Source organism: Micromonospora sp. NPDC005305 (assembly GCF_040607315.1).
Classification (GTDB): domain Bacteria; phylum Actinomycetota; class Actinomycetes; order Mycobacteriales; family Micromonosporaceae; genus Micromonospora.
On sequence record NZ_JBEXGL010000009.1, the window covers coordinates 147,331 to 172,647 of the forward strand.

The window sequence follows — 25,317 nt, forward strand, 5'->3', positions numbered from 1 at the left end:
CCGACGATGATAGAGCCGCTGCGCAGACCCCGTCACGAGTGACTCGAAAACGTTATCGATACCGATTGACACTCAGTTTCACGGCTGTAAAACTCCCCCGCAGGCCGAGTACCGCGACTGCCTGACGGAGGAGACATCGATGGCGACGAAGCGCCGTGCGGGTGCCGCTCTGGCACTGCTTATGACAAGCGCTCTCGTCGTCGCTGGTTGCAACAGCGGCGGCGACGACGAGGCGTCCAGCGAGACCGAGCTGTACAAGAACCCCGTGACCCTGACCTGGTGGCACAACGCCCCCCAGGACGGGCCCGGCAAGGTTTACTGGGAGAAGGTCGCCAAGGACTTCTCCGCGCTCCACCCGACCGTCAAGATCGAGATCGAGGCGATCGAGACCAACCAGCTGCAACGCACCCGCATCCCCGCCGCGCTGCTGAGCAACGACCCGCCGGACATCTTCATGTCGTGGGGTGGCGGCGAGATGGTCGAGCAGGTCGAGGCCGAATACCTCAAGGACATCACCGACCAGGTCAAGACCGAGGTCGCCAACATCGGCAGCGCGGCCGAGATCTGGCAGGTGAACGGCAAGCAGTACGGCCTGCCGTTCCGGATGGGCATCGAGGGCATCTGGTACAACAAGGACATGTTCGCGCAGGCGGGCATCAGCGCTCCGCCGACCACGTTCGAAGAGCTCAACGCCGCGGTCGCGAAGCTCAAGGCCATCAACGTCACCCCGATCGCCGTGGGCGCCGGTGACAAGTGGCCCGCCGCGCACTGGTGGTACAACTTCGCGCTGCGCGCCTGCTCGGTCGACACCCTGAAGAAGGCGTCCAAGGAGAAGGTCTTCGACGACCCGTGCTTCGTGAAGGCCGGCCAGGACCTGAAGGCCTTCATCGACACCAAGCCGTTCCAGAACAACTTCATCGCCACGCCGGGCCAGAACGACCCGACCAGCGCCAACGGTCTGCTCGCCAACGGCAAGGCCGCGATGGAGCTGATGGGCGACTGGAACCGGGGCACGCTGGACAACGTCGCCACGGACAAGGCCAAGCTCGCGAAGTTCCTCGGCTGGTTCCCCGTGCCGGCGATCTCCGGTTCCGCCGGTGATCCCAAAGCGGCGCTCGGCGGCGGCGACGGGTTCGCCTGCGCCAAGAAGGCCCCGGCCGAGTGCGTCGAGTTCCTCAAGTACATCGCGAGCCCCGAGGTGCAGAAGGGCTACGCCGAGACCGGCACCGGGCTCCCGGTCGCCAAGGGAGCGGAGGCCGGCATCACGGACCCCGCGCTGAAGTCCATCCTGCAGGCCACGTCGGAGGCGAGCTACGTCCAGCTCTGGCTGGACACGGCCTACGGCAGCACCGTGGGCACCGCGATGAACGACGGGATCGTCGGCATCTTCTCGGGCAAGGGCACGCCGGAGCAGGTCGTCGCGGGGATGAAGGCAGCCGCGAGCAAGTGACCTCCACCGACCAAACCCGGTTCCCCGCCGGCGGCGTCTCCGCGCCGCCGGCGGGTCGCCGGCCCGCCGGGCGCCCGTCGTCCCGCCGGGCCGAGACTCGCCGCAAGTGGTACGAGATCATCGGGCTCACGACGCCGGCGCTCGTGGTCTACGTGATGTTCGTGCTGGTGCCGATGGGCTTCGCGGTCTACTACAGCCTGTTCCGGTGGCGTGGCGTCGGGCCACCCACCGAGTACGTGGGCTTCAAGAACTACACCCTCGCCTTCCAGGACCCGATCTTCCTCGACGCGCTGCGCAACAACGCCATCATCGTGTTCGGTTCGCTGCTGATCCAGGGCCCGGTCGCCCTGGGCATCGCGCTGCTGCTCAACCGTCGCTTCCGCGGGCGCGCCGTGTTCCGCCTGCTGGTGTTCGTGCCCTACGTGCTCGCCGAGGTCACCGTCGGGATCATGTGGAAGCTGATCCTGGCCGAGGACGGCACGGTCGACGCGCTGCTGCGGTCCCTGGGACTGGGCAGCCTGGTGCAGGCGTGGCTCGCCGACCTCGACGTCGTCATCTGGACGCTGCTCTTCGTCCTCACCTGGAAGTACGTCGGCTTCGCGATCATCCTCCTGCTCGCCGGCCTGTCGAACGTGCCGCACGAGCTGACCGAGGCCGCCGCGATCGACGGCGCGAGCTGGTGGCAGACCCAGCGCCACGTCACCCTCCCGCTGCTGGGGCCGACGATCCGGATCTGGATGTTCCTGTCGATGATCGGTTCGCTGCAGGTCTTCGACGTGATCTGGGTGACCTCGGTGCCCGCGATCCGGTCGCTCGGGGCCTCCGGGACCATGGCGACGTACATGGTGGACAACGGGTTCTTCGCCCGGCTGTGGGGCTACGGCAACGCGGTCGCCGTAATCCTCTTCGTCATCTCGTTCGTCGCGGCGCTGCTGTTCCAGCGCTTCCTCCTCCGTCGGGACATCGAGGGCGCCATCACCAGAAGGGCGAACTGACCGTGGCCACGAACCCCGTCCATTCCTCGTCCGCCGGGCGCCGGCCGGTGTCGTGGGGCACCCCGCTCACGTACGCGCTCGCGCTCGCGGTCGCGGCCGTGTCGATCGCGCCGATCCTCTACGTGATCGTCGGCGGTTTCCGCACCACCCCGCAGATCGTCGCCGACCCGGGCGGCCTGCCCGACCCGTGGGTCTTCGACAACTACACCCGGGTGCTGACGCAGAGCAAGTTCTGGCAGCAGGCGTTCAACAGCGGGGTCATCGCCCTCGGCACCACGCTCGGCGTCGTGGTGCTCGGCATGGCCGCCGCCTTCGTGCTGGCCCGCTACACCTTCCGGGGGCGCGAAGGGCTCTACACCTTCTTCACGCTGGGGCTGCTCTTCCCGGCCGGGGCGGCGATCCTGCCGCTCTACCTGATGCTGCGGGACCTGGGCCTGGTCAACTCCTACTACGCGGTGATCCTCCCGCAGGTCGCCTTCCAGTTGCCGCTGACGATCGTGATCCTGCGGCCCTTCCTGTCCGCCATCCCCCGGGAGTTGGAGGACGCCGCCGCGATCGACGGCGCGGGCCGGCTCGGTTTCCTCTGGCGCATCGCGCTGCCCTTGTCGCGGCCCGCGATCGTCACCGTCGGCGTCCTCGCGTTCGTGGCCAGTTGGAACGCGTTCCTGCTGCCGCTGCTCGTCCTCGGCGACGTCAGCCTGCACACCCTCCCGCTGGGAGTGCAGAACTTCTCGAGCCAGTTCTCCACCGACACGGCCGGCGTCCTCGCCTTCACGTCGCTGGCGATGCTGCCGGCGCTGTTCTTCTTCACGCTCGCCGAGAAGCAGATCGTCGGTGGCCTGCAGGGCGCGGTCAAGGGCTGAGCGGCAGCGGTACAAGCACAACCAGAGGAAAGGCACAGCATGACTGAGGTCCACGCGGTGGTGGACGGGCCGGTACCGGCCCAGGCTGCTCCCGACCACGACCGGCCCGACGGGCACGCCGGCGAGGCGCGCATCCGTGAGCTGCTCGGCCGGATGACGATCGAGGAGAAGATCGCCCAGCTCGTCGGCTTCTGGGAGAAGGAGGACGGGGAGGCGGTCGCACCCCTGCAGGGCGAGTTCGGCGACGCCGTCAAGCTCGAGGACTTCGCCCGGCACGGACTGGGCCATCTCACCCGGGCCTACGGCACCCGCCCGGTCGACGCCGCGGACCGCGCGGCCTGGCTGTGGAAGTTCCAGCGGGAGCTGGTGACGGGCACCCGACTGGGGATCCCGGCGATCGTCCACGAGGAGTGCCTGACCGGGCTCTCGGCCTGGAAGGCGGCGACCTTTCCCACCCCGCTGAGCTGGGGCGCCGCCTTCGATCCCGAGCTCGTCACCGAGATGGCCGCGGCGATCGGGGCCTCGATGCGGGCGCTGGGCATCCACCAGGGACTCGCCCCGGTGCTCGACGTGATCCGGGACCCGCGCTGGGGCCGGGTCGACGAGTGCATCGCCGAGGACCCCTACCTGGTCGGCACCATCGGCACGTCGTACGTGCGGGGCCTCCAGTCGGAGGGCGTGCACGCCACGCTGAAGCACTTCGCCGGCTATTCCGCGTCGCGCGCCGGACGCAACTTCGCCCCGGTGCACGCCGGCCCCCGGGAGCTCGCCGACGTGCTGTTCCTCCCGTTCGAGATGGCGGTTCTCGACGGGAACGCCCGCAGCATCATGCACTCCTACACGGAGATCGACGGCGTTCCCGTCGCGGCCGATCCGACGATGCTCACCGGCGTGCTGCGGGACGCCTGGGGCTTCGACGGCACGGTCGTGTCCGACTACTACGGCGTGGCCTTCCTGAACCTGCTGCACCACGTCGCGGCCGACCACGCGGAGGCGGCCGCGCAGGCGCTGGCCGCCGGTGTCGACGTCGAACTCCCGACGGGCGACGCCTATCTGTCCCTGGGGGAGCGGGTGCGGGCCGGCGAGCTCGACGAGGCGCTCATCGACCGGGCGGTGCTGCGGGTCCTGCGCGAGAAGCAGGAACTCGGGCTGCTCGACGCCACGTTCACCGACGAGCCGCCCGGGGCCGTCGACCTCGACTCACCGGAGCACCGGTCGATCGCCCGCCGCCTCGCCGAGGAGTCGGTCGTCCTGGTCGCCAACCAGGGTGTCCTACCGCTGCCCGCCGGCCGGCGCGTGGCGGTCATCGGTCCGAACGCGGACCGGCAGGCCGCGCTCTTCGGGTGCTACTCCTTCCTCAACCACGTCCTCGTCCAGCATCCCGGCGTGGAGACCGGCATCGAGGTCTCGACCGCCCTCGACGCGATGCGCGTCGAGTTCGGCGCCGACCTCGTCACCTGGGCGAGTGGCTGCGACGTGGACACCGACGACCGCTCCGGTTTCGCCGAGGCCGTGGCCACGGCCTCCGCCGCGGAGGTGGCCGTCCTGGTCGTCGGGGATCACGCCGGCCTCTTCGGGCGCGGCACGGTCGGCGAGGGCTGCGACCGGGAGGACCTGGAGCTGCCCGGAGTCCAGCGCGAGCTCGTGGAGGCCGTGCTGGCCACCGGCACGCCGGTCGTCCTCGTGCTGCTCACCGGGCGCCCGTACGCGGTCGGCTGGGCACTGTCGCGCTGCGCGGCGGTGGTGCAGGCGTTCTTCCCCGGTGAGGAGGGGGCCGGAGCGATCGCGGGCGTGCTCTCCGGGCGGGTCAACCCGTCGGGCCGGCTGCCGGTGAGCCTGCCCCGCTCGGCGGGGGCGCAGCCGTACTCCTACCTGCACCCCACGCTCGGCGAGGGCAGCGAGGTGACCAACCTGCCGGCGACGCCCGCCGCGGCGTTCGGTCACGGCCTGTCCTACACGACGTTCGCGCACGACGGGCTCAGCGCCCCGGCGACGGCGCCGACGGACGGCGCGCTGCACGTGACCGTGCGCGTGACCAACACCGGCGCGGTGGCCGGAGACGACGTGGTCCAGCTCTACGGCCGCGACCTGGTGGCCTCGGTGACCCGGCCGGTGGCGCAGCTGCTCGGCTACCGGCGCGTCCACCTGGACCCGGGCCAGTCGGTCACCGTCGAGCTGACGGTCCCCACCACCCGACTGGCCTTCTCCGACCGCACGCTCACCCGGGTCGTGGAGCCCGGCGAGGTCGAACTGTGGATCGGCACGAGCGCGCGGCGGGACACGCAGGCCCTGACCGCCCTGGTCGGTGAGACCGTGGCGGTCACCACCGACTCTCCGCGCTGGACGACCTCCGAGATCAGGTGAGACCGGTCCGCCGGGCGTCCGCGTGGACGCCCGGCGGACCGGCACCCGCTCAGTCAGGGGACGTCCTCGGGCGTCCGGGACCCCGGACTTGCGGAGTGACCTGGGGCATCCTGGACCCGCGGGACTACTACTACCGCCGCCTCATCACCGACGCGGTGCGCGCCGTCGAGATCACCGACGGGGCCGTACGGCGAGATCGCCGGGTACCTGGCGGTCGATCGGGAGGCCGAGGACAGGGTCCGCCGCACCCTGTCCTACGTCGACGGCGTCCCCTTCGCCCGCCGGGCGGCCGCGCCCGCGCACTTCGGGATCGGCCTGCGGGACCGGGTCTGTCCACCGAGCACCGGGTTCGCCGCCTACAACCAGTACGGCGCCGCCACCGGCCGGCCGGCGCCAGTGGACCGGGAGATCCACGTCTACCCGTTCAACCAGCACGAGGGCGGTGAGGCCGTGCAGGTGCGGCGGCAGCTGCGCTGGCTGGCCCGGGTGCTCGGCGCGCCGGCCGGTGCCGGACCGCCGGTTGACGACAGGGCCGGGCGGTCCTAGCGTGCCGGGAGATCGCGGCACTGTTCCGGAAACTCTCGGCCCGCTCCGGCTGGCTGACCCGCGCACCCCGACGAGCTGAGAGGCGGCCGTGTACACCGACCTGCCTGAGGCGGAGCTGCGCGCCCACCGCAGCGACCTGCGCGAGCCGCCGGATTTCGACGCGTTCTGGGCCGACACCCTGGCCGACGCCCGGTCCTGCGGCGACCCGGTCGAGGTGACCGCGGTGGCCACCCCGCTGGCCGGGCTGGACGTCTTCGACGTCACCTTCCCGGGCTTCGCCGGGCAGCCGGTGAAGGCGTGGCTGCGGGTGCCCCGGGACGCGCCCGGGCCGCTGCCGACGATCGTGCAGTACGTCGGTTACGGAGGCGGACGCGGCCACCCGTTGGAGAACCTGCTCTGGGCCGCCGCCGGCTTCGCGCACCTCCAGATGGACACGCGGGGACAGGGCTCGGGCTGGAGCCGGGGCGACACCCCGGACATCGCCGGGGCCGGCCCGCAGGCCCCCGGGATGACCACCCGCGGCGTCGAGGACCCCCGCCGGTACTACTACCGCCGCTTCCTCACCGACGCCGTGCGGGCCGTCGACGCGGCGCGCCGCCTGCCGGCCGTCGACGCCGCCCGGGTCGCCGTGCTCGGCCACAGCCAGGGCGGCGGGGCTGCGCTCGCGGCCGCCGCCCTGGTGCCGGACCTGCGCGCGGCGGTCGCGTACGTGCCGTTCCTCTGCGACATGCCGCGCGCCGTGACGATCACCGACGCCGCGCCCTACCGGGAGATCCGGGACTACCTGGCCGTGCACCGGGACCGGGAGGAGCAGGTGCTGCGCACCCTCGGCTACGTCGACGGGGTCGCCTTCGCCCGCCGGGCCACCGTGCCGGCGCGCTTCTCCGTGGCGCTGATGGACGAGATCGTGCCCCCGTCCACGGTCTTCGCCGCGGTCAACGCCTACCGGGGACCGGCCGAGCTGGCCGTGTGGCGGTACAACGGCCACGAGGCGGGCGGGATCGACGACGACGCCGCGGCGCTCGACTTCCTGCGTACCGCCCTCTCCGACTGAGCGCCCGGAAGTTCCGGACTCGCTGCGGCGGTCCGTGACCTTCGCATCCGCCGCCCGGATCGTCATCCTCGGATCGCAACCGCCGCTGATCGTCCGTGAGCAGCGGTGATGCCTTCGGGTCGAGGTCCTAGGTGACCGCGGGGTCACCGCAACATTTCCGGAAGTTGTTGACAGTGTGACGACGTGCGGTCGATGCTTTCGCCATCGAAATCCATCCATCCCCGCCGCTGCGGACCACCCGCCACCTGCCCCTCCGCCGGCCGTCGAGAGAGGAAGCACGCACATGACCGACGCCCCCGCCCGCGCGAGGACACCCCGACGCGGACGCCTCCGAATGCTCATCGGCGGCGCCTGCGCCGCCGTCCTGGTCACCGCCGGCGCCACGGCCCTGCTGTCCAGCCCCGCGCAGGCCGAGACCGTGACGTCGAACTCGACCGGGACGAACAACGGCTACTTCTACTCCTTCTGGAAGGACAGCGGCAACGTCTCCATGAACATGGGTAGCGGCGGCCAGTACAGCACCCAGTGGAGCAACGTCAACAACTTCGTCGCCGGCAAGGGCTGGAATCCGGGCGCACGCCGGACGGTGACCTACTCCGGCACGTTCAACCCGTCCGGCAACGCCTACCTGACCCTCTACGGGTGGACGAGGAACCCGCTCGTCGAGTACTACATCGTCGACAGCTGGGGCACCTACCGGCCCCCCGGTGGCCAGGGGTTCATGGGCACAGTCACCAGCGACGGCGGCACGTACGACATCTACCGGACCCAGCGGGTCAACGCGCCCTCCATCGAGGGCACCCGGACCTTCTACCAGTACTGGAGCGTGCGGCAGTCCAAGCGGGTGGGCGGCACCATCTCCGCCGGCAACCACTTCGACGCGTGGGCCCGATACGGCATGAACCTGGGCAGCCACGACTACCAGATCCTGGCCACCGAGGGCTACCAGAGCAGCGGCAACTCCAACATCACGGTGGGCGGCGCCGCCCCCGGCCCGACCACCCCGCCGCCCGGCGGTGGCGGCTGCTCGGTCAGCGTCAGCCGCGCCGACGAGTGGAGCGACCGGTTCAACGTGAACCTCTCGGTCAGCGGCAGCAGCAACTGGGTCGTCACCATCCGGACCAACGGCGGTCAGACCCTGCAGAACAGCTGGAACGCCTCGATCAGCGGCACCAGCGGCACCCTCACGGCCCGGCCCAACGGCAACGGCAACAACTTCGGCATCACGCTCTACAAGAACGGCAACAACACGACGCCCACCGCGAGCTGCGCGACCGGCTGACCCGATGCGGGGGTGGGGTGCCGGCGGTGGGCCGGCACCCCACCCGCGACCTGACCAGGGTCGGCCGGGCGACCACGGCCGGTCGTTTGCCAGGAGGGCGGACGGGTAGGCCGCGCCATGGCAGCCGCGCCGGTCACGCACCGCACCGTCGACGTGGACGGCATTGCGACGTTCTACCGGGAGGCCGGCGCGGCCGACGCCCCGGTCGTGCTCCTGCCGCACGGCTACCCGTCGTCGTCCTTCCAGTTCCGCCGCCTGCTGCCGGCGCTCGGCGACCGGTGGCGGCTCCTCGCCCCCGACCTGCCCGGATTCGGCTACACACGAGCGGACGAGGGACCGTTCGCCTACACCTTCGACGCGTAGGCCGGCTTCCTGCGCCGGTTCACCGAGGTCCTCGGCCTGCTGGGGATTCCGCGACGAGTTCGTCGGTGACCTGCCGGAGGAGATCGCCGGCCGGGTCAGCCCGGACCTGTGGGTCCTGTCCTGGGCGCAGGTGGGCCGACCGCCCGGCCCGCAGAACCTCGCCCGTCTGCTCGCCGACCAGCGCACCACCGTCGAGTGGTTCCCGCGCCAGCAGGCGTACCTGCGTCGGCACCGGCCGCCCACGCTCATCCTCTGGGGGCGGCACGACGGCTACATGCCCGCCGACGCGGCGCGGGCGTACCTCCGGGACCTCCCCGACGCGGAGCTGCATCTGCTCGACGGGGGCCACTGGCTGCTGGAGACCCACCTCGACGAGGTGGTGGCGCTGATGCGCGACTTCCTGGGGCGCCTGCACCGCTAGCGCCCTGCCGTCGGCACCGAACAGCCCCGCGTCGGTGACATCAACGGCGACGGCAGAGACGACATCATGGTGTTCACCAAAGCCAACACCAACGACGTCTACGTCGGCCTGTCCACCGGCACCACCTTCACCGGCGGCGCCAAATGGACGACTTCTTCGGCCTGCCCGGCGAAACCACCCTCTGAGGGAGGACGTGAGCGCTAGTACCAGTACGTGTTGAGGGCCGCCACCGCGGCGGCGGGTCCACCGAGGTCGTACCGGTCGACCGCCACGTAGTTCGGCTTCTTCCGGGCGGCCGGCTGGCAGAACCGGCCCGCCCGGTTGAGCACGCGGGCGTTGTCGGCCGCGGCGGTCACCGGTACCGGGGCGTCCCGGAAGTGGTTCATCACGAACAGCGGCCGGAACGCGGACTCGCCGCCGTCGGTCAACGGCCGGTCCGGCCACCGGCTCACGCACGTCCAGTCGCTGGCGCCGACGCCCGGGCCCATGGACCAGTGGTTCTCCACCGTCCACTCGCGCTGGTAGAGCACCCCGAAGGTGTCCCGGGTGAGCCCGCCGGCCTGGTCGTCCTCGCGGCGGCGGTCCGTGAAGATCAGCAGTCGCCGGTCGCGTTCGCGCAGCTCGCGCAGGCGGGGCCAGCCGGTGGCCGGCACCCCGTCGAGGTCCGGCCGGTACAACAGGTCGGTCAGGCCCCGGACGCGGGCCAGCTCGGCGCGGAGCACCGGCGCGCTGACGTAGTCCTCCAGGAAGACGGTGACGAACTCGCGCGGGTTGCCCCGCAGGAAGTCCACGATCCGTTGCAGGTCGACCCACAGCGCCACCGGCCGGAACACCAGGAAGCAGCTGTTGTGGCACAGGATGGCGCCGTCGCGGGTCTGGTGGATGTCCAGCTGGAATCCGCGTACGCCGTCGGCGAGCTGCCGTTCGACACCCCGCACCTGGTTGGGGAGCAGGTCGAGCACGGGCGGGGCGAAGCCGCCGTCGACGCCGTTGGCGTAGGCGTTGTGCGCGGTCAGGAAGGTCACCTGGTCGAGGCGGCGCTCGTCCTCGGCCGGCAGCGGGCGGGTCACCGGCTCGACGGGGGTGAGATACCAGGTCGCTCCGGCCGGCTCCAGGCTCAGCTCCGCCCGCCCGGGCACGGCGGTGAGGACGCGGCCGGCGCCGGGCTCGGCGAGCGTGAACCGCTCGGGTCCGGCGGCGGTGACGACCCACCGGGCCGCCGGGTCGGCGCAGCCCACAGCCACCACGGCGCCGTCCCGGCGGCCCAGGCACCACCCGGGCGTGACCGTGTTCTCCAGCAGGTCCCCGTCGCCGCCGGTGCGCAGCCGCCACTGCTGCCGGTCCTCGTCGCCGCGCGGGGACCGCTGGAGGATCACGCCGTTGCGCTCCGCCGCGTTCAGGCCGGTGCGGACACTCTGCAGGTAGTACGTCCCGTCGGGCGCGGCGGCGTCGTCCGCCCTTGCGGGTGCGCCCGTGGCGATCAGGCCGGCCACGACCACCAGGACCACGCCCCGTTCGCGACGTCCGACCACCGCAGCCTCCCGCAGCCCGCTCCGCCGACCGCCGACCCGATCGGCTCGCGTCTATGCTAAGCGCGGCTTGTGAACGGATGTCGATCCCCTGTGGAGCGAGGACGGCTGGCATGACGGGACCCCGCCTGCACTCCCGCTACCCCTCGGTCGCGCCCCGGCTGCCGTTCCTGCCGCTGGGCACGGGCCCGAGCCCGGTCCGCCGGATCGAGCCGCACGAGCTGTGGATCAAGGACGACAGCCGGTACGGCGACCGGTACGGCGGCAACAAGGTCCGCAAACTCGAGTGGAGCCTGGCGGACCTGTTACGACGACGGTGCGGTGTCGTGGTGACCGGTGGTGGCACCGGAAGTCACCACGCCGTGGCGGTGGCCCGCTACGCCGCGGACACCGGGATCCAGGCGCACGTCGTCGCCGTCGAGCAGCCGTACGACGCGCACGTGGGGGAGCAGATGGCCGCTGTCCGGGCGGCCGGCGCCACGATGCACCGGGTGGACACGGTGGCCGGGGCGTACGCGACGGCGGGCCGGTTGCTCGTCGGCGCGGCCCTGCGCGGGCGACGTCCCGGCCTGCTGCCGGTCGGCGGGTCCAACACGCACGGCTGCCTGGGTTTCGTCGAGGCCGCCCTCGAACTCGCCGAGCAGGTCTCCGCCGGGGAGCTGCCCCCGCCCCGGCGGGTGGTCGTTGCGGTCGGCTCGGGTGGCACGGCCGCCGGGCTGATCCTCGGCCTGGCCCTCGCCGGGCTCGACAGCGAGGTGGTGGGCATCCTCGTCAACGACCGGACCCGCGTGGGTCCGGCCCAGGTCCGCCGCCTGGCCGGGGCGACCGCGCGACTGCTGCGCCGGCACGGCGCGCCGGTGCCCGACCCGGTGCCCCTCGCGCCGTTCGACCTGCGCCGCGAGTGGCTCGGGCCCGGGTACGGGAAACCGTCCGGGGCGAGTGTCGAGGCCGCGGGATGGCTCCGCGAACATGCCGGCCTGGTCGCCGACCCGGTCTACACGGCCAAGGCGGCAGCGGCGATCCGTGACCTGCGCGAGGAACGGGACGGTGCCGGCCCCACGCTCTACTGGCACACTGCGCCCGGCGCCACCGCGGGCGGTAACCGCTGACCGGCGCGGCGCCCGCGCAGCCCGTGACCGGCGGTTGCCGGGCCGCCGGGTCGCCGTCCCAGCGGCGCAGCAGGCCGTCGTGGGACAGCCTCTCCTCGATGGCGCGGATGGTCGAGTGGTGCGCCGTGATCGCGCTGGTCGGCTACCTCTGGTCGAAGCGCCTGTTCAACCGCGAGTCCTGACTCCCGTTCGGCGGGGCATCGAGGACCGCGCAGCACGGGCGCCGCCGGCGAGCAGCCGACGGCGCCCGGTCGGTGGGGGTCAGTCGTTGTCGAGCGGCGGGGAAGGGTCGGCCTTCCGGGAGTCCCTGACGAACACGATCCCGTCGGTGCTGGCCACGTTGGCCGGATCGAGCGGGGCGTAACCGAACCAGGGGGACACCCGGGCCGCGGGCGCCAGGTCGGCGAGGACGGCGGCCAGGCGGCGGGCGTCGACGAGGTGACGGTCCTCCGGCAGCGCGTACAGCAGCCCCTCGACGGTGTCCGGGGGAGGGGTGTCGACTCCCTGGTGGCGGATGGTGCCGAGGGCCGTGGCGAGGAAGGCGTACCGGTCGCCCAGGTGGGCGTCCACGATCGCGCCGGCGCTCCACCATTCCACCGGCCGGCCGCCCATCCGCATCGTGCTCCTGGTCCGTTGGAGATGGCCGTTGTGGGCGTTCACCAGCGCCGGCCCGCGTTCGGCGAGGGCGAGCAGGTTGGCGGCCATCATGGAGTCCCGCACGCCGAGCAACCACGCCATGCGGCTCGGTGACGTGTCCGCCATCCAGTGGTGGTAACGCAGCAGCCCGGTGGCGGTACGCGCGTACAGGCGGGCCCGGTCCCAGTCCTCCCGCGGGGAGGCCGCGACCAGGTGTGGTGTCTGCGCGTCGAGCAGGGCCACCAGGTCGTCGGCGAGCAGCCGCAGCCGCGTGGCCTCGGGCGTCCGCCCCACGGACCGGGACGGGTCCATCATGGCGGCGGGGTTCGTCCAGACGTCGTCGGCGCCGAGCAGGCGGTCGAGCGTGGCGGCGTCGCAGGGGAGCAGGTCGGGGTCGACCCAGGCGGTGAGGTAGGCGTGGAGTGCCGCGAGGGCCGGCCGGGGGCTCGCGGCGCCGGTGATCTCCAGCGGCCCGTCGAACCCGGCGAAGCGGACCTGCTGGGCCGCGGGCCGACCGTCGTTGTACGCCCGCATCCACCGCACCAGCTCGCGGTTGGCCGGGAAGGCGCCCCACCCGTGGCTGAAGCCGCGCTCCATGACCTCGTCGAGGGTGCCGGCGCCCGAGGTGACGTGGTCGTCCACGAGCAGGCCCATCAGGCAGTCGCTCTCGATCGCGATCGTCCGGTAGCCCTCCTGCTCCACGAGCTGCCGGAACAGGTCGTTGCGCAGGTCGAGCAGGGTGTCCTCGCCGTGGGTGGGCTCGCCGAGCGCCAGCAGCCGCGGCCGGGCCGGGAGCAGGCGCATGGCGCCAGCGGCGTCAACGGGATGGGCGGTGTCTCTGATACCAGCAGTCATACCTCTCAACGCTATCGTTGAACCGACGGTGGAGACTTTTGCGCGATTCGAGCGGGACGATGCGGCGAAACCCTCAAGACGGTGGTCGGCTCAGGCCGGTCGACCTGGCGCGTGCGCACGGCCTGTCCACGCAGGCGGTCCGGAACTACGAGGCGGCCGGCATCCTCCCGGGCGCCGAGCGCACCCCGCACGGTTACCGCACCTACACTCCGCGGCACGCGCAGGCCCTGCGCGCCTTCCTCGCCCTCGTGCCCGGACACGGCCAGCGGACGGCCACCTCGGTCATGCAGGCGATCAACCGGGACGCCACCGAGGACGCGCTCCGGTTGATCGACGAGAGCCACGCCCAGCTTCTCGACGACCGCCACACCCTCCGGGCCGTCGAGGCCGCGCTGCGCGACCTGGAGCCGGTGCCGCCCGAGCGCGGCGACACGTTCGTCGGCCCCCTGGCGAGACGGCTCGGCCTCCGCCCGGCCACCCTCCGCAAGTGGGAACGCGCCGGCGTGGTCCAGCCGCGCCGCGACCCGCGGACGGGCTACCGGGTCTACCGCGCGGCCGACGTACGCGACGCCCGGCTGGCCCATCAGCTCCGCCGGGGCGGCTACCGGCTGGAGCAGATCGCCCCGCTGATCGCCCAGGTCCGCGCCGCCGGCGGCGTCGTGCCGCTCGCGTCGATGCTGGCCGACTGGCGCGCCCGGCTCTCGGCCCGGAGCCGTGCCATGCTCACCGGCGCCGCCGCACTCGACGCCTACCTCGAATGCCGGCCGGCCCCGCCCGGAAACGAGCCGACGGAGCGCTCCTCCGGGTCGACCCGCTGATCGCCGGAGGCCACGCGCCGGCGCCGCCGCTCACCCGGTCGGTCGATTCGCGCGGTGTGTTCCGGCAAGCCACCCGGCGTCGAGGTCGGGTGGGCCTACGCTGGAGACCGTTGCTGGCGGGCTCCGGTCCGGGGCGCGCACACGACCTCGTGGGTACAGCCGGAAGGCATCGATGGCCGAGACAACCGCGCCGCGCCGCGTACGGAACGCCAGGGCGTGCCCCGACGGCCGCCGCTGAGATGGACTGGGCCGGATGGGCAGTGTTCGGGTTGGTGGCCACCGCCGCGCTCACCGCGGCGATGATCACGGCGCAGATGGCGGGGTTCACCCGCCTGGACCTTCCCCTGGTGCTGGGGACCCTCGTGACCCCGGATCCCGACCGGGCGCGGGTCGTCGGCTTCTTCATCCACCTCGTCGCCGGTCAGGGCTTCGCCCTGGGGTACGCGGCCGCGTTCGCCGTGCTGCACCGCGCCACCTGGTGGATCGGTGCTCTGTTCGGCGGGCTCCACGTCGCCATCGCGCTGACCGTGCTCCTACCCCTGCTGCCGGGTGTCCATCCGCGCATGGCCTCGCAGCGGGCCGGCCCGTCCAGCACGGCCGTGCTGGAGCCACCCGGCCTGTTCGCGCTCAACTACGGCGTCCAGACGCCGGCCGTCGCGGCCGTCGTCCACGTCATCTACGGGGTGGTCCTCGGACTGCTCCTCCGGGCCGGTTGAGCCCCACCGGCCCCCGGCGACCGGTGAGCCGGCCGTGACCGGGCCCCGTGCCCCGGCGCCGATCAGCGACTACGGCCTGCTGGGCGACACCCGCACCGCCGCCCTCGTCAGCGGCGACGGCGCCATCGACTGGCTCTGCGTACCCCGTTTCGACGGTGAGCCCCTGTTCGGGCGCCTCGTGGGCGGCCCGGCGGCGGGAACCTTCCGGGTGGGCCCCGCCGCGCGCGCCACGGTCGTCGAGCGGCGCTACCGGCAGGACACCGCGACGCTCCAGACGACCTGGGCGGTGGGCGACCGCCGGCTCACCCTCACCGAGTCCATGGTGGCCGAGGTCTCGGGACGGCTGCTGCCCGCCACGCTGCTCGTGCGGCGTCTCTCGGCCGAGGGCGGAGCGCTGGACGCCGTCGTCGAGTTCGATCCCCGCCTCGGCGCACGGCACCGGCGGCCCCGCGTCCGCCGCCGCGGCGGGATCCTGGTCGGTGAGTGGGGGGCGCTGGCCGTGTCCCTGAGCTGCGCGCCCGACCTCGCGGTCGAGCCGGGCCGGCCCACCCCCGTCGAGGTGGTGCCGGGCCGCCCGGTCACCCTCGTGCTCGCCGTGGCCAACCGCGAACCGCTGATCCACGTCGAGCCCGAGGCGGCCTGGGGGCTCGTCCTCGCCGACGAGGCCCGCTGGCGGGCCTGGACGGCCGGGATCGACGGCGCGCTGCCGTTCCGCGAGGACGTCGTACGCAGTCTGCTGACCCTGCGGCTGTTGACGTACTCCCCGTCGCAGGCCCCGGTCGCCGCACCGACGACGTCGTTGCCCGAGGATCCCGGAGGGGTGCGGAACTGGGACTACCGCTACGTCTGGCCGCGCGACGCCAGCATCGGGGTCAACGCGTTCCTCGGCGTCGGCAAACTCGAGGAGGCCCAGGGTTTCCTCGCGTGGCTGCTGCACGCCAGCCGGCTGGACCGGCCCCGCCTGCCGGCGCTGTTCACCCTGACCGGCCGCCGCGTGCCACCGGAACGGGAGCTGGCCGGCTGGCCGGGCTATCTCGACAGCGTGCCGGTGCGGTTCGGCAACGCCGCCGCCGAGCAGCACCAGCTCGACGGCTACGGCTGGGTGGTCGACGCCGCCTGGGTGTTCGTCCAGGCCGGGCACCCCCTCTACTCCGAGACGTGGCGGGCCGTGCGCGGCTTCGCCGACGTCGTCGCCGGCCGGTGGGGGGAGCCCGACGCCGGCATCTGGGAGGTCCGGGAGGCCGGTCAGCACGTGCACTCCAAGCTCATGGGCTGGCTCGCCCTCGACCGGGCCCTGCGCATCGCCGAGACCCACCGGGTTACCGCCCGGCAACGCCGGCGCTGGCAGGACGCCCGCGACGCCATCGCCACCGACGTGCGGACGCGCGGCTTCGACCCGACGCAGGCCAGCTACGTCCGCAGCTACGGCACGCAGGACCTGGACTCGGCTCTGCTCGTCCTTCCCCTGCTCGGCATCGACGACATCGGGTCCGCCCGCGTGCGCGGCACCATCGACGCCATCCGCGAACGGCTCTCCGCCGGCGGTCCGCTGCTCTACCGCTACCCGCCGGGACGCGACGGTCTGCCCGGCGCCGAGGGCGCCTTCCTGCCCTGCTCGTTCTGGCTCGTCCAGGCCCTCGCGAGCACCGGGCGACGCCGCGAGGCCGAGGAGCTGTTCCGGGCGTTGCGCGACCACGCCAGCCCGCTCGGCCTCTACGCCGAGCAACTCGACCCCGCGACCGGCGCCCACCTCGGGAACTATCCGCAGACGCTGACCCACGCCGCGCTCGTCCAGGCCGCGCTCGCGATCCGGGACAGCCCCGGCTGAGGTGGCGAAGCGGCCGGCGCCTACCGGCGCCGGCGTCCCATGACCCGCCGGGCGGCCAGGTAGGCGACGCCTCCGGCCAGCACCCAGGGCGCGGCGACGATCAGGGCGCCGGACGCGGGGCCCCGCGCGCCTGCGGGGCCCCGCGCGGCCTCAGCGGCCCTGAAGGGACCTGACGTTGTCGCCGAAGGTCCAGCCCTTCGAGCCGTCCCAGTTGACCGACCAGGTCATCAGCCCCTTGAGGCCGCCCCGGTAGGTGTTCCAGGCCTGGGCCACCAGCGCCGGGCTCAGGTAGCCGCCGCCGGCCCCGGTCTGCGCGGGCAGCCCGGGGACCTGCTTGTCGTACGGGACGCGGATGGTGGTGCCCTGCACGACCAGGCCGGTGTTGAGGCAGTCGGTCTGGACGACGAAGCCCTGCACGGTGCCGGCCGGGTACGAGTCGCCGGCGCAGCCGTACATCGAGCCGTTGTAGTACTGCATGTTCAGCCACCAGAGCCGGCCGTTGTCCGCGTACTTCTTGACGATCGGCAGGTACGCGCCCCAGATCGAGCCGTAGGTGACGCTGCCGCCGGTGACGTACGCGGTCTCCGGGGCCATGGTGAGCCCGAAGCCGGCGGGCATCTGCGCCAGCACCCCGTCGATGATGCGTACGAGGTTGGCCTGCGAGGTGGAGAGCTGGTTGATGTTGCCGCTGCCGGTCAGCCCGGTCTCGATGTCGATGTCGATGCCGTCGAAGTTGTACCGCTTGAGGATCGGCACCACGGTGGCGACGAACCGGTCGGCGACCGCGCTGGAGCCGAGGTCGATGCCGGCGGTCGCGCCGCCGATCGACAGCAGGACGGTCAGGCCGGCGGCCTTGGCCTGGCACACCTCGGCGGGGGTGGGCACCTTCACGCCGGCGTCCATGCCGTTCTCCCAGAGCACCGTGCCGTCGGCGCGGATCACCGGGAACGCCGCGGTGATCACGTTGTAGCCGTGGGCGGTGATCCGGGAGTCGGTGACCGGGATCCAGCCCATGCCGGGGTGCACGCCGTTGGCGGCGCCGTCCCAGTTCTCCCAGTAGCCCTGGAGCACCTTGCCTGCGGGCCGGGACCGCAGCGCGCAGGTGGTGCCGCCGGGCGGCGGGGTGGTCGGCGTCGAGGTGGGCGTCGCCGTGGGGGAGGCGGTGGGCGTGGGGGTGGGCGAGGGCGGCTTGGTGGTGGTGGGCGACGGGGTGCCGCCGCCGCAGGCGCCCAGGTCGGTCCAGAGCGCCGGCGTGGCCGCCGGCGTCCAGCCCGCGCCTGCCGGCGGGGTGTGGGTGACCAGCGCCTGGTAGAGGCGGTTGGCGTAGCTGGCCCGGCTGCCCGCGGTCCAGGTCACCCCCTCGGCCCAGGCCGGCACGCCCGCGCAGGAGACCAGCGCGGTCTCCGCGGCGGAGGCGGCCGGGCCGATGGCGGCCGGCAGGGCGGTGGGTACGGCGAGCAGTAGGGCGCCGCCGAGCACGGCGGTCAGCCGTCGTCGAAGTCGCATGACATACCTCCTCATCGATGCGCCGGAGGCTAGCAGTTAACTTTGTTAAATGTAAATGCGCAGTAGTCTGTCAGCACTTGGTTCACGGCGTGAAGCAGGCCGCCGGGGCGGCCGGGAGAGGACGGCGGCGGACGTGGACGCCAGACGCACCACCGTGCGCGACATGCGTCGTGCCAACCGGTCGGTCCTGCTCACCCGGATCTGGCTGGACGGCCCGCTGAGCCGGCACGAGCTGGGGCAGTCCACGGCGCTCAGCCTGGCCAGCGTGAGCAACCTGGTCGGCGAGATGATCGCCGAGGGCCTGGTCGAGGAGGCCGGCTCGGTCGAGTCCGACGGCGGCCGCCCCCGGGTGCTGCTCCGCGTCGCGCCCGCCTACGGCTACCTGGTCGGCGCCGACGTCGGCGAGACGCGCGTGCAGGTCGAACTCTTCGACCTGGCGATGACCGCACTGGCGAAGGCGGAGTACCCGATCGCCGGCGCCGAGCCGGACCCCCGGCAGGTCACCGACCACCTGTTGCACGGCCTCGCCGCCGTGGTCGAACAGGCCGGCGTCGACCCGACGGCGGTGCTCGGCTTCGGCGTCGCCGTGTCCGGCACCGTCGAGCGCGCCGCCGACGCCGTCGTGCACGCGCAGACCCTCGGCTGGGACGGCGTGCCGCTCGGCGCCATGCTCCGCGCCGGCACCGACATCCCCGTGCACATCGACAACGGCGCGAAGACCCTCGGCCAGGCCGAGATGTGGTTCGGCGCCGGCCGCGGCGTCCGGCACGCGGTCGTCGCCCTGGTCGGCTCCGGCGTCGGGGCCTGCGTCGTCGCCGACGGCGTGGGCTACCGCGGCGCGCACAGCAGCGCCGGTGAGTGGGGGCACACCACGATCGTGTACGGGGGCCGGCGCTGCCGCTGCGGCAACCTCGGCTGCCTGGAGGCGTACGTCGGGGCGGAAGGGGTGCTCGACCGGTTCCGGCAGGCCAACCGGGGCCGCCCGGCGGCCGGCGGCGACGAGGAGAGCGCCTTCGGCGAGTTGCTGCGCGCCAGCAGCCGCACCGCCGCGAAGGTGCTAGACGAGACGGTCGGCTACCTCGGCGCCGGGGTGGCGAACCTGGTGAACCTGTTCAACCCGGAGCGGGTGGTGCTGGGCGGCTGGGCCGGCCTGGCCCTGGGCGAGCGCTACCTGCCGCAGATCCGCGAGGTCACCGCGCGGCACGCGCTGCGCCAGCCGTACGCCCAGACCTCGATCGAGCTGTGCCGGCTCGGACCGGACGCGGTCGCGATGGGCGCGGCCACCCTGCCGATGGCCCGGCTGCTGCGCGAGGGCGGCGTGCCGCGCGCACCCGCCGCCCGGCTGGTGCCGGCGCCCGCGCGGCCGGCGCGGCGGCCCCGCTCACGGACCCGCTGAGCCGCCGGGCCGGCGGCGGGGCGCCGCCGGCCCGGCCCCGGCTCAGGACGGGAGCGTCCACTTCTGGTTGGCCGCGCCGGTGCAGCTCCAGATCTGCGTCTTCGTGCCGTCGGCGGAGGTGTTGCCGGTGACGTCCAGGCACTTGTTGGCCTGCGGGTTCACCAGGTCCCGCCCGGCCGTCCAGGTCCACCGCTGGGCGGCGCTGCCGTTGCAGGTCCACAGCTGCACTGTGGTGCCGTCGGCGGTGCCGCCGCCGGCCACGTCGAGGCACTTGCCCAGTGCGCGGATGCTGCCGTCGGCGGCCCGGGTCCACTGCTGGTTGGCGCCGCCCGTGCAGCTCCAGATCTGCGCGAGCGCCCCGTCGGTGCTGCTGTTGTCGGTGACGTCGAGGCACTTGCCGCCGATGCCCGTGATCGGGCCGGTCGGCGTGCCGCCCCCGCCGCCGCCGGACGGGGTGCCCGCCCAGGTGAACGTGGCGGTGGTGCGGGCCGGCAGGGTGTAGGTGAAGGACTGCCCGCCCCAGACCACCTTCACCGACTGCGCGGAGCCGCCGCCGTTGTGCGCGAGCAGCGCCTTGGTGCCGTCCGGGTTGCGGTACGCGACGTTCTGCACGGTGCCGTTGGCGGTGGAGTCGATGCGGACGGCCCCGGGCCGGACGAACTTGGTGAGGTGCCCGGTCGTGTAGTACTCGATGGTGTAGTCGACCTGGCCGGCGCGGGGGCCGCCCTCCTGCACGGTGATGAGGCCGGTGCAGGTGCCGCAGCCGCCGTTGTGCGGGCCCATGAACTGGTTGACCGCGAGGCTCCACTTCACCACGCTCCGGCTCCAGTTCCGGGCGTAGTTCACGATGTCGGCCATGTCCTCGTTGTGCTGGTTGGTGATCCAGGTGCCGCCGGAGTGCTCGGTGCTGAACTGCGGCACGGCCGGGTACTGGCCGTGCACCTGGCTGCCGACCGCCGGGTCACCCCAGTAGCCGTGCCAGGCGATGCCGCCGAAGAGCGGGTCGGTACGGACCGCGCTGTCGGCGAGCAGCCCGGAGCCGATGGTGCCGTAGTCGCCGTAGTTCCAGTCGTGCACCAGCACCTTCGTGGTGATGCCGGCGGCGCGGAACGCCGGGTAGACGAAGTTCTTGGTCAGCTCCACGAGGCCGGAGGAGTTCCAGCTCATTCCCGGGTAGTCCATGGCGGTGGGGTTGCCGGACTGGCAGCAGTTCGGCTCGTTCTGCACCGAGAGGTAGTCGACCTTCACGCCCCGGGCCGCGTACGCCTGGATGGTCTTGACGAAGTACTGGGCGTAGGTGGCGTAGTACTCCCACCGGAGCCAGCCCATCTGGTCCATCCGGCCGTTGTCCTTCATCCAGCCGGGCGCGCTCCACGGCACGACCATGACCCGCAGCGCGGGGTTGAGCTGCCGGGCCTGCGCGGTGAGCAGTTCGACGTTGGTGTCGTACCCGTTGGCACCGAAGTCGTTCAGGTCGCAGCAGGTGTCGTCGAGGGAGACGTTGCCGGGCCGGGACAGGTCGGAGGCGCCGATCGGGTTGCGCACGTAGGACAGGCCGATGCCGTCGGTGGGGCTGAACAGCCGGCGCATCACCTCGTCCCGGGTGGCCGCGCTGACCGGCCCACCGCGCAGCAGGTACGCGGTGGTGTCCGTGATGGACGCCCCGGCGCCCTCGAACGGCTGGTAGCGGGTGTTCTCGTCGACGGTGACGGTGTGCGTGGCGGCCGGGCTGGTGGCGGCGAACGTCAGGGGGCTCTGCTGTTGCAGGCCCCGGGTGGCGGTCCGCCCGCCGGAGTCGGAGGTGGTGGTGAGCCAGAGGTTGACGGTCTCGCCGGCGGCCCGGGCGGCCGGTGGCGGGGCGAGGGCGAGGGTGCCGGCGGCGAGGCAGAGCGCCAGGACGGCGCGGCCGGCGAGCCGGGGAACGGTGGTGGGGGACACGGATGCTCCTTCCGGATAAATCGACATCCGCGAATGAGAAAACCCCTCGCACCTGCTTATGTCAAGACATGAAAAAAGGGCCCGGACGGGGTGTCCGGGCACGGCGGGGCGGCCGCCCGGGAGGATCCCGCGCGGCCGCCCCGAGCGGCCGGGTCAGCGCTCCCCGCGCACCCGCCGGATGGTGTCGCGGTACCAGTGCGCGCTGCGCTTCGGCGTGCGCCGCTGGGTGTCGTACTCCACGCGCACGATGCCGAACCGCTTGTCGTAGCCGTACGCCCACTCGAAGTTGTCCAGCAGCGACCAGGCGAAGTAGCCGCGCACGTCCGCGCCGGCCTGCCGGGCCCGGGCCACCGCCCGCAGGTGCTCGGTCAGGTACGCCACCCGGTCGTCGTCGGCCACGAACCCGTCGGCGTCCGGCTTGTCGTCGAAGGCCGCCCCGTTCTCGGTGATGACCAGGGGCACGCCCGGGTAGTCCCGGTGCAGCCGGACCAGCAGCTCGGTGAAGGAGTCCGGCACGATCTCCCAGTCCATCGCGGTGCGCGGCAGGTCCCGGCGGATCACCCGGCGCACCGGCCGGCCGTCGTCGTCCCGCTCCCGGCCCTGCTCGTCGACCCCGGAGTGCACCTGCCCGAAGTAGAAGTTCACCCCGAGCACGTCGATCGGGGACGAGATGACCTCCAGGTCGCCCTCCTCCACCGGGATGCGCACGCCCTCGGCGGCCAGGTCGGCCACCACGTCCTCTGGGTAGGCGCCGCGGAGCACCGGGTCGAGGTAGAGCCGGTTGCCCAGACCGTCGGCGGCCCGCGCCGCGTCCCGGTCGGCCGCGCCGTCGGTGGCCGGGTCGGCGGTGGACAGGTTGACCGTCAGGCCCAGCTCGATCGGGGTGGCCGCCGCAGCGCGCAGCCGCTGCACCGCCAGCCCGTGCCCGAGCAGCAGGTGGTGCGCGGCGGCGATCCCGTCGCCCAGGTTCCGCCGCCCCGGGGCGTGGTTGCCGTACGCGTACCCGAGCATGGCCGAGCACCACGGCTCGTTCAGCGTGGTCCACGTCTTCACCCGGTCGCCGAGCGCGGCGAAAACGATCTCCGCGTAGTCGGCGAACCGGTAGGCGGTGTCCCGGTTCGGCCAGCCGCCCGCGTCCTCCAGCTCCTGCGGCAGGTCCCAGTGGTAGAGGGTCACCCACGGGTCGATCCCGCGGCCCAGCAGCTCGTCCACGAGGCGGTCGTAGAAGGCCAACCCGGCCGGGTTCGCCGGCCCGCGCCCGCCCGGCTGCACCCGCGGCCACGCCACCGAGAACCGGTAGGTGTCCAGACCCAGGTCGGCGATGATCCCGACGTCCTGCGGCATCCGGTGGTAGTGGTCGCAGGCCACGTCGCCGTGGTCGCCGTTGGCCACCGCGCCCGGCACGCGGCAGAAGGTGTCCCAGATCGACGGCGTCCGGCCGTCCTCGGCCACCGCACCCTCGATCTGGTACGACGAGGTCGCCACCCCCCACCGGAAGGTCGGCGGAAGGGTGTCGATCGGGTCGGCCTGCCCCGTGGCGGTGGAGCGGGTGAGGTCGGTGTCCATGGTTCTCCTCGCGGTAGCGGGTCGTTCGGTCGGACGGAGAGCGGGGTCAGCGGGGGGCCGGGGCGGCGACCGGGTGCAGCCAGCAGGCGACGTCCCGGCCCGGTTCGGCGGCGCCCAGGGCCGGCACCTTCTTGTCGCACGGGTCGAACGCCTTCGGACAGCGCGGGTGGAACGCGCAACCCTCCGGCATGGCCCGCAGGTCCGGCGGCGAGCCGGGGATGCCGGTCAGCTCGCGGCGCGGTCCGCGCAGCGCCGGGAAGGAGTGCAGCAACCCCTCGGTGTACGGGTGCAGCGCCCGCCGGTACAGCTCGGCGGCGGGCGCCTCCTCGACGATCCGGCCGCCGTACATGATGGCGATCCGGTCGGAGAACTCCACCAGCAGCGACAGGTCGTGGGTGATGAACAGCACCGCGAAGCCGAGGCGCTCCCGCAGCTCGGCGAGCTGGCCGAGGATCTGCCGCTGCATCACCACGTCCAGCGCGGTCGTCGGCTCGTCCATGATGACCACCTGCGGCTCCAGCGCCAGCGCCATGGCGATCATCACGCGCTGCCGCATGCCCCCGGAGAGCTGGTGCGGGTAGCTGTCCAGCCGGTCCGCCGCGATGCCGACCAGGCGCAGCAGGTCCCGGGCGCGGGCCAGCCGCCCCGCCGCCGTGCTCGTCGGCTCGTGCGCCTTGATGACGTCGAGCAGCTGGGTGGAGACCTTGTGCACCGGGTTCAGCGAGTTCATGGCGCCCTGGAAGACGATCGACGTCTCCGCCCAGCGGAACCGCCGCAGCTGCGCCGGGCTGAGGGTCAGCACGTCGACCGGCGGGCCGTCGGCCGGGTGGTAGATCACCTGGCCGCCGCTGACCACGCCGGGCGGCGGCAGCAGCCGGGTCAGCCCGTACGCCAGGGTGGACTTGCCGCTGCCGCTCTCGCCGGCCAGCCCCAGCACCTCGCCGCGGTGCAGGGTCAGGTCCACGTCGCGTACGGCGTGCACGGCCGCGCGGCCGAGCCCGTAGTCGACCCGCAACCCGCGGATCTCCAGCAACGGATCACTCATGGCGTGACCTCCTCTCGGGGGGCCGGAATCGGACGGGAGACCGGGGCCAGCACGGGGGTGAAGCCGACCCGCATCCGCACGGTGTGGCCGTCGGCGGTGCGGATCCGGGTCCTGCCGGCGCTGCGCAGCCGGGGGCTCACGAACTCGTCGATGCCGAAGTTGATCAGGGCGAGGGCGGTGCCCAGCACCGCGATGGCCAGCCCGGCCGGCACGAACCACCACCAGGCGCCCTGCGCGAGGGCCTGCTGGCCCTGCGCCCAGAACAGGATGGTGCCCCAGTTCCACGACGAGATCGACGAGATGCCGATGAATGCCAGGGTGATCTCCGACATGACCGCGAAGATGACCGTGCCGACGAAGCCGGAGGCGATGATCGCGGTCAGGTTGGGCAGGATCTCGAACAGGATGATCCGCCAGGTCCGCTCGCCGGTGGCCCGGGCCGCCTCGACGTAGTCGCGGCGCCGCAGCGACAGCGTCTGGGCGCGCAGCACGCGGGCGCCCCACGCCCACGAGGTGAAGCCGATGATGAGCGCCACCAGCGTGTCGCTGGCCTGCTCGACGATCGACGTCACGATGATGATCAGCGGCAGGGCGGGGATCACCAGGAACACGTTGGACAGCGCCGACAGGCCCTCGTCCGGCACCCCGCCGATGTAGCCGGCCGTCACGCCGATGAGGATGGACAGGACCGTCGCCAGCACGCCGGCGAGCAGGCCCACCAGCATGACGCTGCGCGCGCCGACCAGGATCTGGCTGAAGATGTCCTGACCGAGGTGGGTGGTGCCGAACCAGTGCCGCGTCGACGGCGCCTGGAGCACGTCGGCGCTGCGCGCGTCCGGGTCGTACGGCGCCACCCAGGGCCCGATGATGGCGAACAGGCAGTAGACGGCCAGGATGACCAGGCCGGTGGCGGCCTTGGCGTTGGCGACGAACCGGAACCGGCGCCGCTTCGCCCGGCCCGGCGCGGCCGACGGCTGGGCCATCGCCCCCTGGCCGGGGATGACCTGTTCGATGCTCGACGGTGAGATGGTCATCGC

Annotated in this window: 23 protein-coding genes; 16 read left to right on the forward strand and 7 right to left on the reverse strand. The window is 72.9% G+C overall.

Annotated elements, in window-relative coordinates; all coding sequences use genetic code 11:
* Window positions 1-139: 139 nt before the first annotated feature.
* The 10 genes from ABZS80_RS17565 (at window position 140) to ABZS80_RS17610 (ending at window position 9,542) form a co-directional block, all read left to right on the forward strand.
* On the forward strand, window positions 140-1,450 hold the full coding sequence (locus ABZS80_RS17565; RefSeq protein ID WP_355056968.1) for an extracellular solute-binding protein: 1,311 nt from the start codon (window positions 140-142) through the stop codon (window positions 1,448-1,450).
* The gene (locus ABZS80_RS17570) at window positions 1,447-2,445 is read left to right on the forward strand and encodes a sugar ABC transporter permease (protein ID WP_355056970.1); all 999 of its coding nucleotides are present in this window, start codon (window positions 1,447-1,449) and stop codon (window positions 2,443-2,445) included. The genes ABZS80_RS17565 and ABZS80_RS17570 overlap by 4 nt, the downstream gene beginning before the upstream one ends.
* Window positions 2,442-3,308 (forward strand): carbohydrate ABC transporter permease, encoded by an 867-nt coding sequence (locus tag ABZS80_RS17575; RefSeq protein WP_355057185.1) that lies wholly within the window; start codon window positions 2,442-2,444, stop codon window positions 3,306-3,308. Before ABZS80_RS17570 ends, ABZS80_RS17575 begins: the two co-directional genes overlap by 4 nt.
* 39 nt (window positions 3,309-3,347) lie before the next feature.
* The gene (locus ABZS80_RS17580) at window positions 3,348-5,672 is read left to right on the forward strand and encodes a glycoside hydrolase family 3 N-terminal domain-containing protein (RefSeq protein WP_355056972.1); all 2,325 of its coding nucleotides are present in this window, start codon (window positions 3,348-3,350) and stop codon (window positions 5,670-5,672) included.
* Between the two features lie 207 nt (window positions 5,673-5,879).
* Window positions 5,880-6,218 carry an acetylxylan esterase gene (locus tag ABZS80_RS17585; RefSeq protein WP_355057186.1) on the forward strand — a complete coding sequence of 113 codons (339 nt, stop codon included), beginning with the start codon at window positions 5,880-5,882 and terminating at the stop codon, window positions 6,216-6,218.
* A gap of 88 nt (window positions 6,219-6,306) precedes the next feature.
* Window positions 6,307-7,272, forward strand: coding sequence for an acetylxylan esterase (locus tag ABZS80_RS17590; protein ID WP_355056974.1), 966 nt, complete (start codon window positions 6,307-6,309; stop codon window positions 7,270-7,272).
* A 283-nt stretch (window positions 7,273-7,555) separates the two neighbouring features.
* Window positions 7,556-8,554, forward strand: coding sequence for a glycoside hydrolase family 11 protein (locus tag ABZS80_RS17595; protein WP_355056976.1), 999 nt, complete (start codon window positions 7,556-7,558; stop codon window positions 8,552-8,554).
* 117 nt (window positions 8,555-8,671) lie between these two features.
* Window positions 8,672-8,917, forward strand: a complete 246-nt coding sequence (locus ABZS80_RS17600; RefSeq protein ID WP_355056978.1) for an alpha/beta fold hydrolase — start codon at window positions 8,672-8,674, stop codon at window positions 8,915-8,917.
* Between the two features lie 130 nt (window positions 8,918-9,047).
* Window positions 9,048-9,338: an alpha/beta fold hydrolase gene (locus ABZS80_RS17605; RefSeq protein ID WP_355056980.1), complete on the forward strand. Its 291-nt coding sequence runs from the start codon at window positions 9,048-9,050 to the stop codon at window positions 9,336-9,338.
* Between the two features lie 63 nt (window positions 9,339-9,401).
* On the forward strand, window positions 9,402-9,542 hold the full coding sequence (locus tag ABZS80_RS17610; RefSeq protein WP_355057188.1) for a hypothetical protein: 141 nt from the start codon (window positions 9,402-9,404) through the stop codon (window positions 9,540-9,542).
* Here the strand turns inward: ABZS80_RS17610 and ABZS80_RS17615 are convergent.
* A complete protein-coding gene (locus tag ABZS80_RS17615) occupies window positions 9,539-10,870 on the reverse strand; it encodes a phospholipase (protein WP_355056981.1) in 1,332 nt (443 codons plus the stop codon). The two genes, ABZS80_RS17610 and ABZS80_RS17615, sit on opposite strands and share 4 nt — an antisense overlap.
* Before the next feature lie 110 nt (window positions 10,871-10,980).
* Here ABZS80_RS17615 and ABZS80_RS17620 point away from each other — a divergent pair, with 110 nt between their 5' ends.
* The gene (locus ABZS80_RS17620) at window positions 10,981-11,976 is read left to right on the forward strand and encodes a pyridoxal-phosphate dependent enzyme (protein WP_355056983.1); all 996 of its coding nucleotides are present in this window, start codon (window positions 10,981-10,983) and stop codon (window positions 11,974-11,976) included.
* Window positions 11,977-11,999: 23 nt separating this feature from the next.
* Complete coding sequence (locus tag ABZS80_RS17625) at window positions 12,000-12,158, forward strand: hypothetical protein (RefSeq protein WP_355056985.1); 159 nt, start codon at window positions 12,000-12,002, stop codon at window positions 12,156-12,158.
* Between the two features lie 79 nt (window positions 12,159-12,237).
* Here ABZS80_RS17625 and ABZS80_RS17630 read toward each other — a convergent pair whose 3' ends face one another.
* Window positions 12,238-13,467 carry an erythromycin esterase family protein gene (locus ABZS80_RS17630; RefSeq protein ID WP_355056987.1) on the reverse strand — a complete coding sequence of 410 codons (1,230 nt, stop codon included), beginning with the start codon at window positions 13,465-13,467 and terminating at the stop codon, window positions 12,238-12,240.
* A 59-nt stretch (window positions 13,468-13,526) separates the two neighbouring features.
* Here ABZS80_RS17630 and ABZS80_RS17635 point away from each other — a divergent pair, with 59 nt between their 5' ends.
* The 3 genes from ABZS80_RS17635 (at window position 13,527) to ABZS80_RS17645 (ending at window position 16,829) form a co-directional block, all read left to right on the forward strand.
* Entirely contained in the window at window positions 13,527-14,285 is a 759-nt protein-coding gene (locus ABZS80_RS17635) for a TioE family transcriptional regulator (protein ID WP_355056989.1), read from the forward strand.
* Between the two features lie 260 nt (window positions 14,286-14,545).
* A complete protein-coding gene (locus ABZS80_RS17640) occupies window positions 14,546-15,001 on the forward strand; it encodes a hypothetical protein (RefSeq protein ID WP_225853656.1) in 456 nt (151 codons plus the stop codon).
* A gap of 34 nt (window positions 15,002-15,035) precedes the next feature.
* Window positions 15,036-16,829 carry a glycoside hydrolase family 15 protein gene (locus ABZS80_RS17645; protein ID WP_355056991.1) on the forward strand — a complete coding sequence of 598 codons (1,794 nt, stop codon included), beginning with the start codon at window positions 15,036-15,038 and terminating at the stop codon, window positions 16,827-16,829.
* Window positions 16,830-16,979: 150 nt separating this feature from the next.
* On the opposite strand, the gene ABZS80_RS17650 is transcribed toward ABZS80_RS17645, so the two are convergent.
* Window positions 16,980-18,335 carry a glycosyl hydrolase family 18 protein gene (locus tag ABZS80_RS17650; protein WP_355056993.1) on the reverse strand — a complete coding sequence of 452 codons (1,356 nt, stop codon included), beginning with the start codon at window positions 18,333-18,335 and terminating at the stop codon, window positions 16,980-16,982.
* Between the two features lie 163 nt (window positions 18,336-18,498).
* Between ABZS80_RS17650 and ABZS80_RS17655 the strand changes: the two genes are divergently transcribed.
* Window positions 18,499-19,731 carry an ROK family transcriptional regulator gene (locus tag ABZS80_RS17655; protein WP_355056995.1) on the forward strand — a complete coding sequence of 411 codons (1,233 nt, stop codon included), beginning with the start codon at window positions 18,499-18,501 and terminating at the stop codon, window positions 19,729-19,731.
* A gap of 42 nt (window positions 19,732-19,773) precedes the next feature.
* Here the strand turns inward: ABZS80_RS17655 and ABZS80_RS17660 are convergent, their stop codons facing one another.
* From ABZS80_RS17660 to ABZS80_RS17675, 4 genes are all read right to left on the reverse strand, one after another.
* On the reverse strand, window positions 19,774-21,669 hold the full coding sequence (locus ABZS80_RS17660; RefSeq protein ID WP_355056997.1) for a ricin-type beta-trefoil lectin domain protein: 1,896 nt from the start codon (window positions 21,667-21,669) through the stop codon (window positions 19,774-19,776).
* A gap of 153 nt (window positions 21,670-21,822) precedes the next feature.
* Window positions 21,823-23,235: a GH1 family beta-glucosidase gene (locus tag ABZS80_RS17665; RefSeq protein WP_355056999.1), complete on the reverse strand. Its 1,413-nt coding sequence runs from the start codon at window positions 23,233-23,235 to the stop codon at window positions 21,823-21,825.
* 46 nt (window positions 23,236-23,281) lie between these two features.
* Window positions 23,282-24,280, reverse strand: a complete 999-nt coding sequence (locus tag ABZS80_RS17670; RefSeq protein WP_355057001.1) for an ABC transporter ATP-binding protein — start codon at window positions 24,278-24,280, stop codon at window positions 23,282-23,284.
* Entirely contained in the window at window positions 24,277-25,314 is a 1,038-nt protein-coding gene (locus ABZS80_RS17675) for an ABC transporter permease (RefSeq protein ID WP_355057003.1), read from the reverse strand. Before ABZS80_RS17675 ends, ABZS80_RS17670 begins: the two co-directional genes overlap by 4 nt.
* Window positions 25,315-25,317 lie beyond the last annotated feature (3 nt).

Coding starts and splice junctions, on each gene's coding strand:
- ABZS80_RS17565 (WP_355056968.1), top strand. CDS start 140: ATGGCGACGAAGCGCCGTGCGGGTGCCGCTCTGGCACTGCTTATGACA.
- ABZS80_RS17580 (WP_355056972.1), top strand. CDS start 3,348: ATGACTGAGGTCCACGCGGTGGTGGACGGGCCGGTACCGGCCCAGGCT.
- ABZS80_RS17595 (WP_355056976.1), top strand. CDS start 7,556: ATGACCGACGCCCCCGCCCGCGCGAGGACACCCCGACGCGGACGCCTC.
- ABZS80_RS17600 (WP_355056978.1), top strand. CDS start 8,672: ATGGCAGCCGCGCCGGTCACGCACCGCACCGTCGACGTGGACGGCATT.
- ABZS80_RS17620 (WP_355056983.1), top strand. CDS start 10,981: ATGACGGGACCCCGCCTGCACTCCCGCTACCCCTCGGTCGCGCCCCGG.
- ABZS80_RS17630 (WP_355056987.1), bottom strand. CDS start 13,467: ATGACTGCTGGTATCAGAGACACCGCCCATCCCGTTGACGCCGCTGGC.
- ABZS80_RS17635 (WP_355056989.1), top strand. CDS start 13,527: ATGCGGCGAAACCCTCAAGACGGTGGTCGGCTCAGGCCGGTCGACCTG.
- ABZS80_RS17650 (WP_355056993.1), bottom strand. CDS start 18,335: ATGCGACTTCGACGACGGCTGACCGCCGTGCTCGGCGGCGCCCTACTG.
- ABZS80_RS17655 (WP_355056995.1), top strand. CDS start 18,499: ATGCGTCGTGCCAACCGGTCGGTCCTGCTCACCCGGATCTGGCTGGAC.
- ABZS80_RS17665 (WP_355056999.1), bottom strand. CDS start 23,235: ATGGACACCGACCTCACCCGCTCCACCGCCACGGGGCAGGCCGACCCG.
- ABZS80_RS17670 (WP_355057001.1), bottom strand. CDS start 24,280: ATGAGTGATCCGTTGCTGGAGATCCGCGGGTTGCGGGTCGACTACGGG.
- ABZS80_RS17675 (WP_355057003.1), bottom strand. CDS start 25,314: ATGACCATCTCACCGTCGAGCATCGAACAGGTCATCCCCGGCCAGGGG.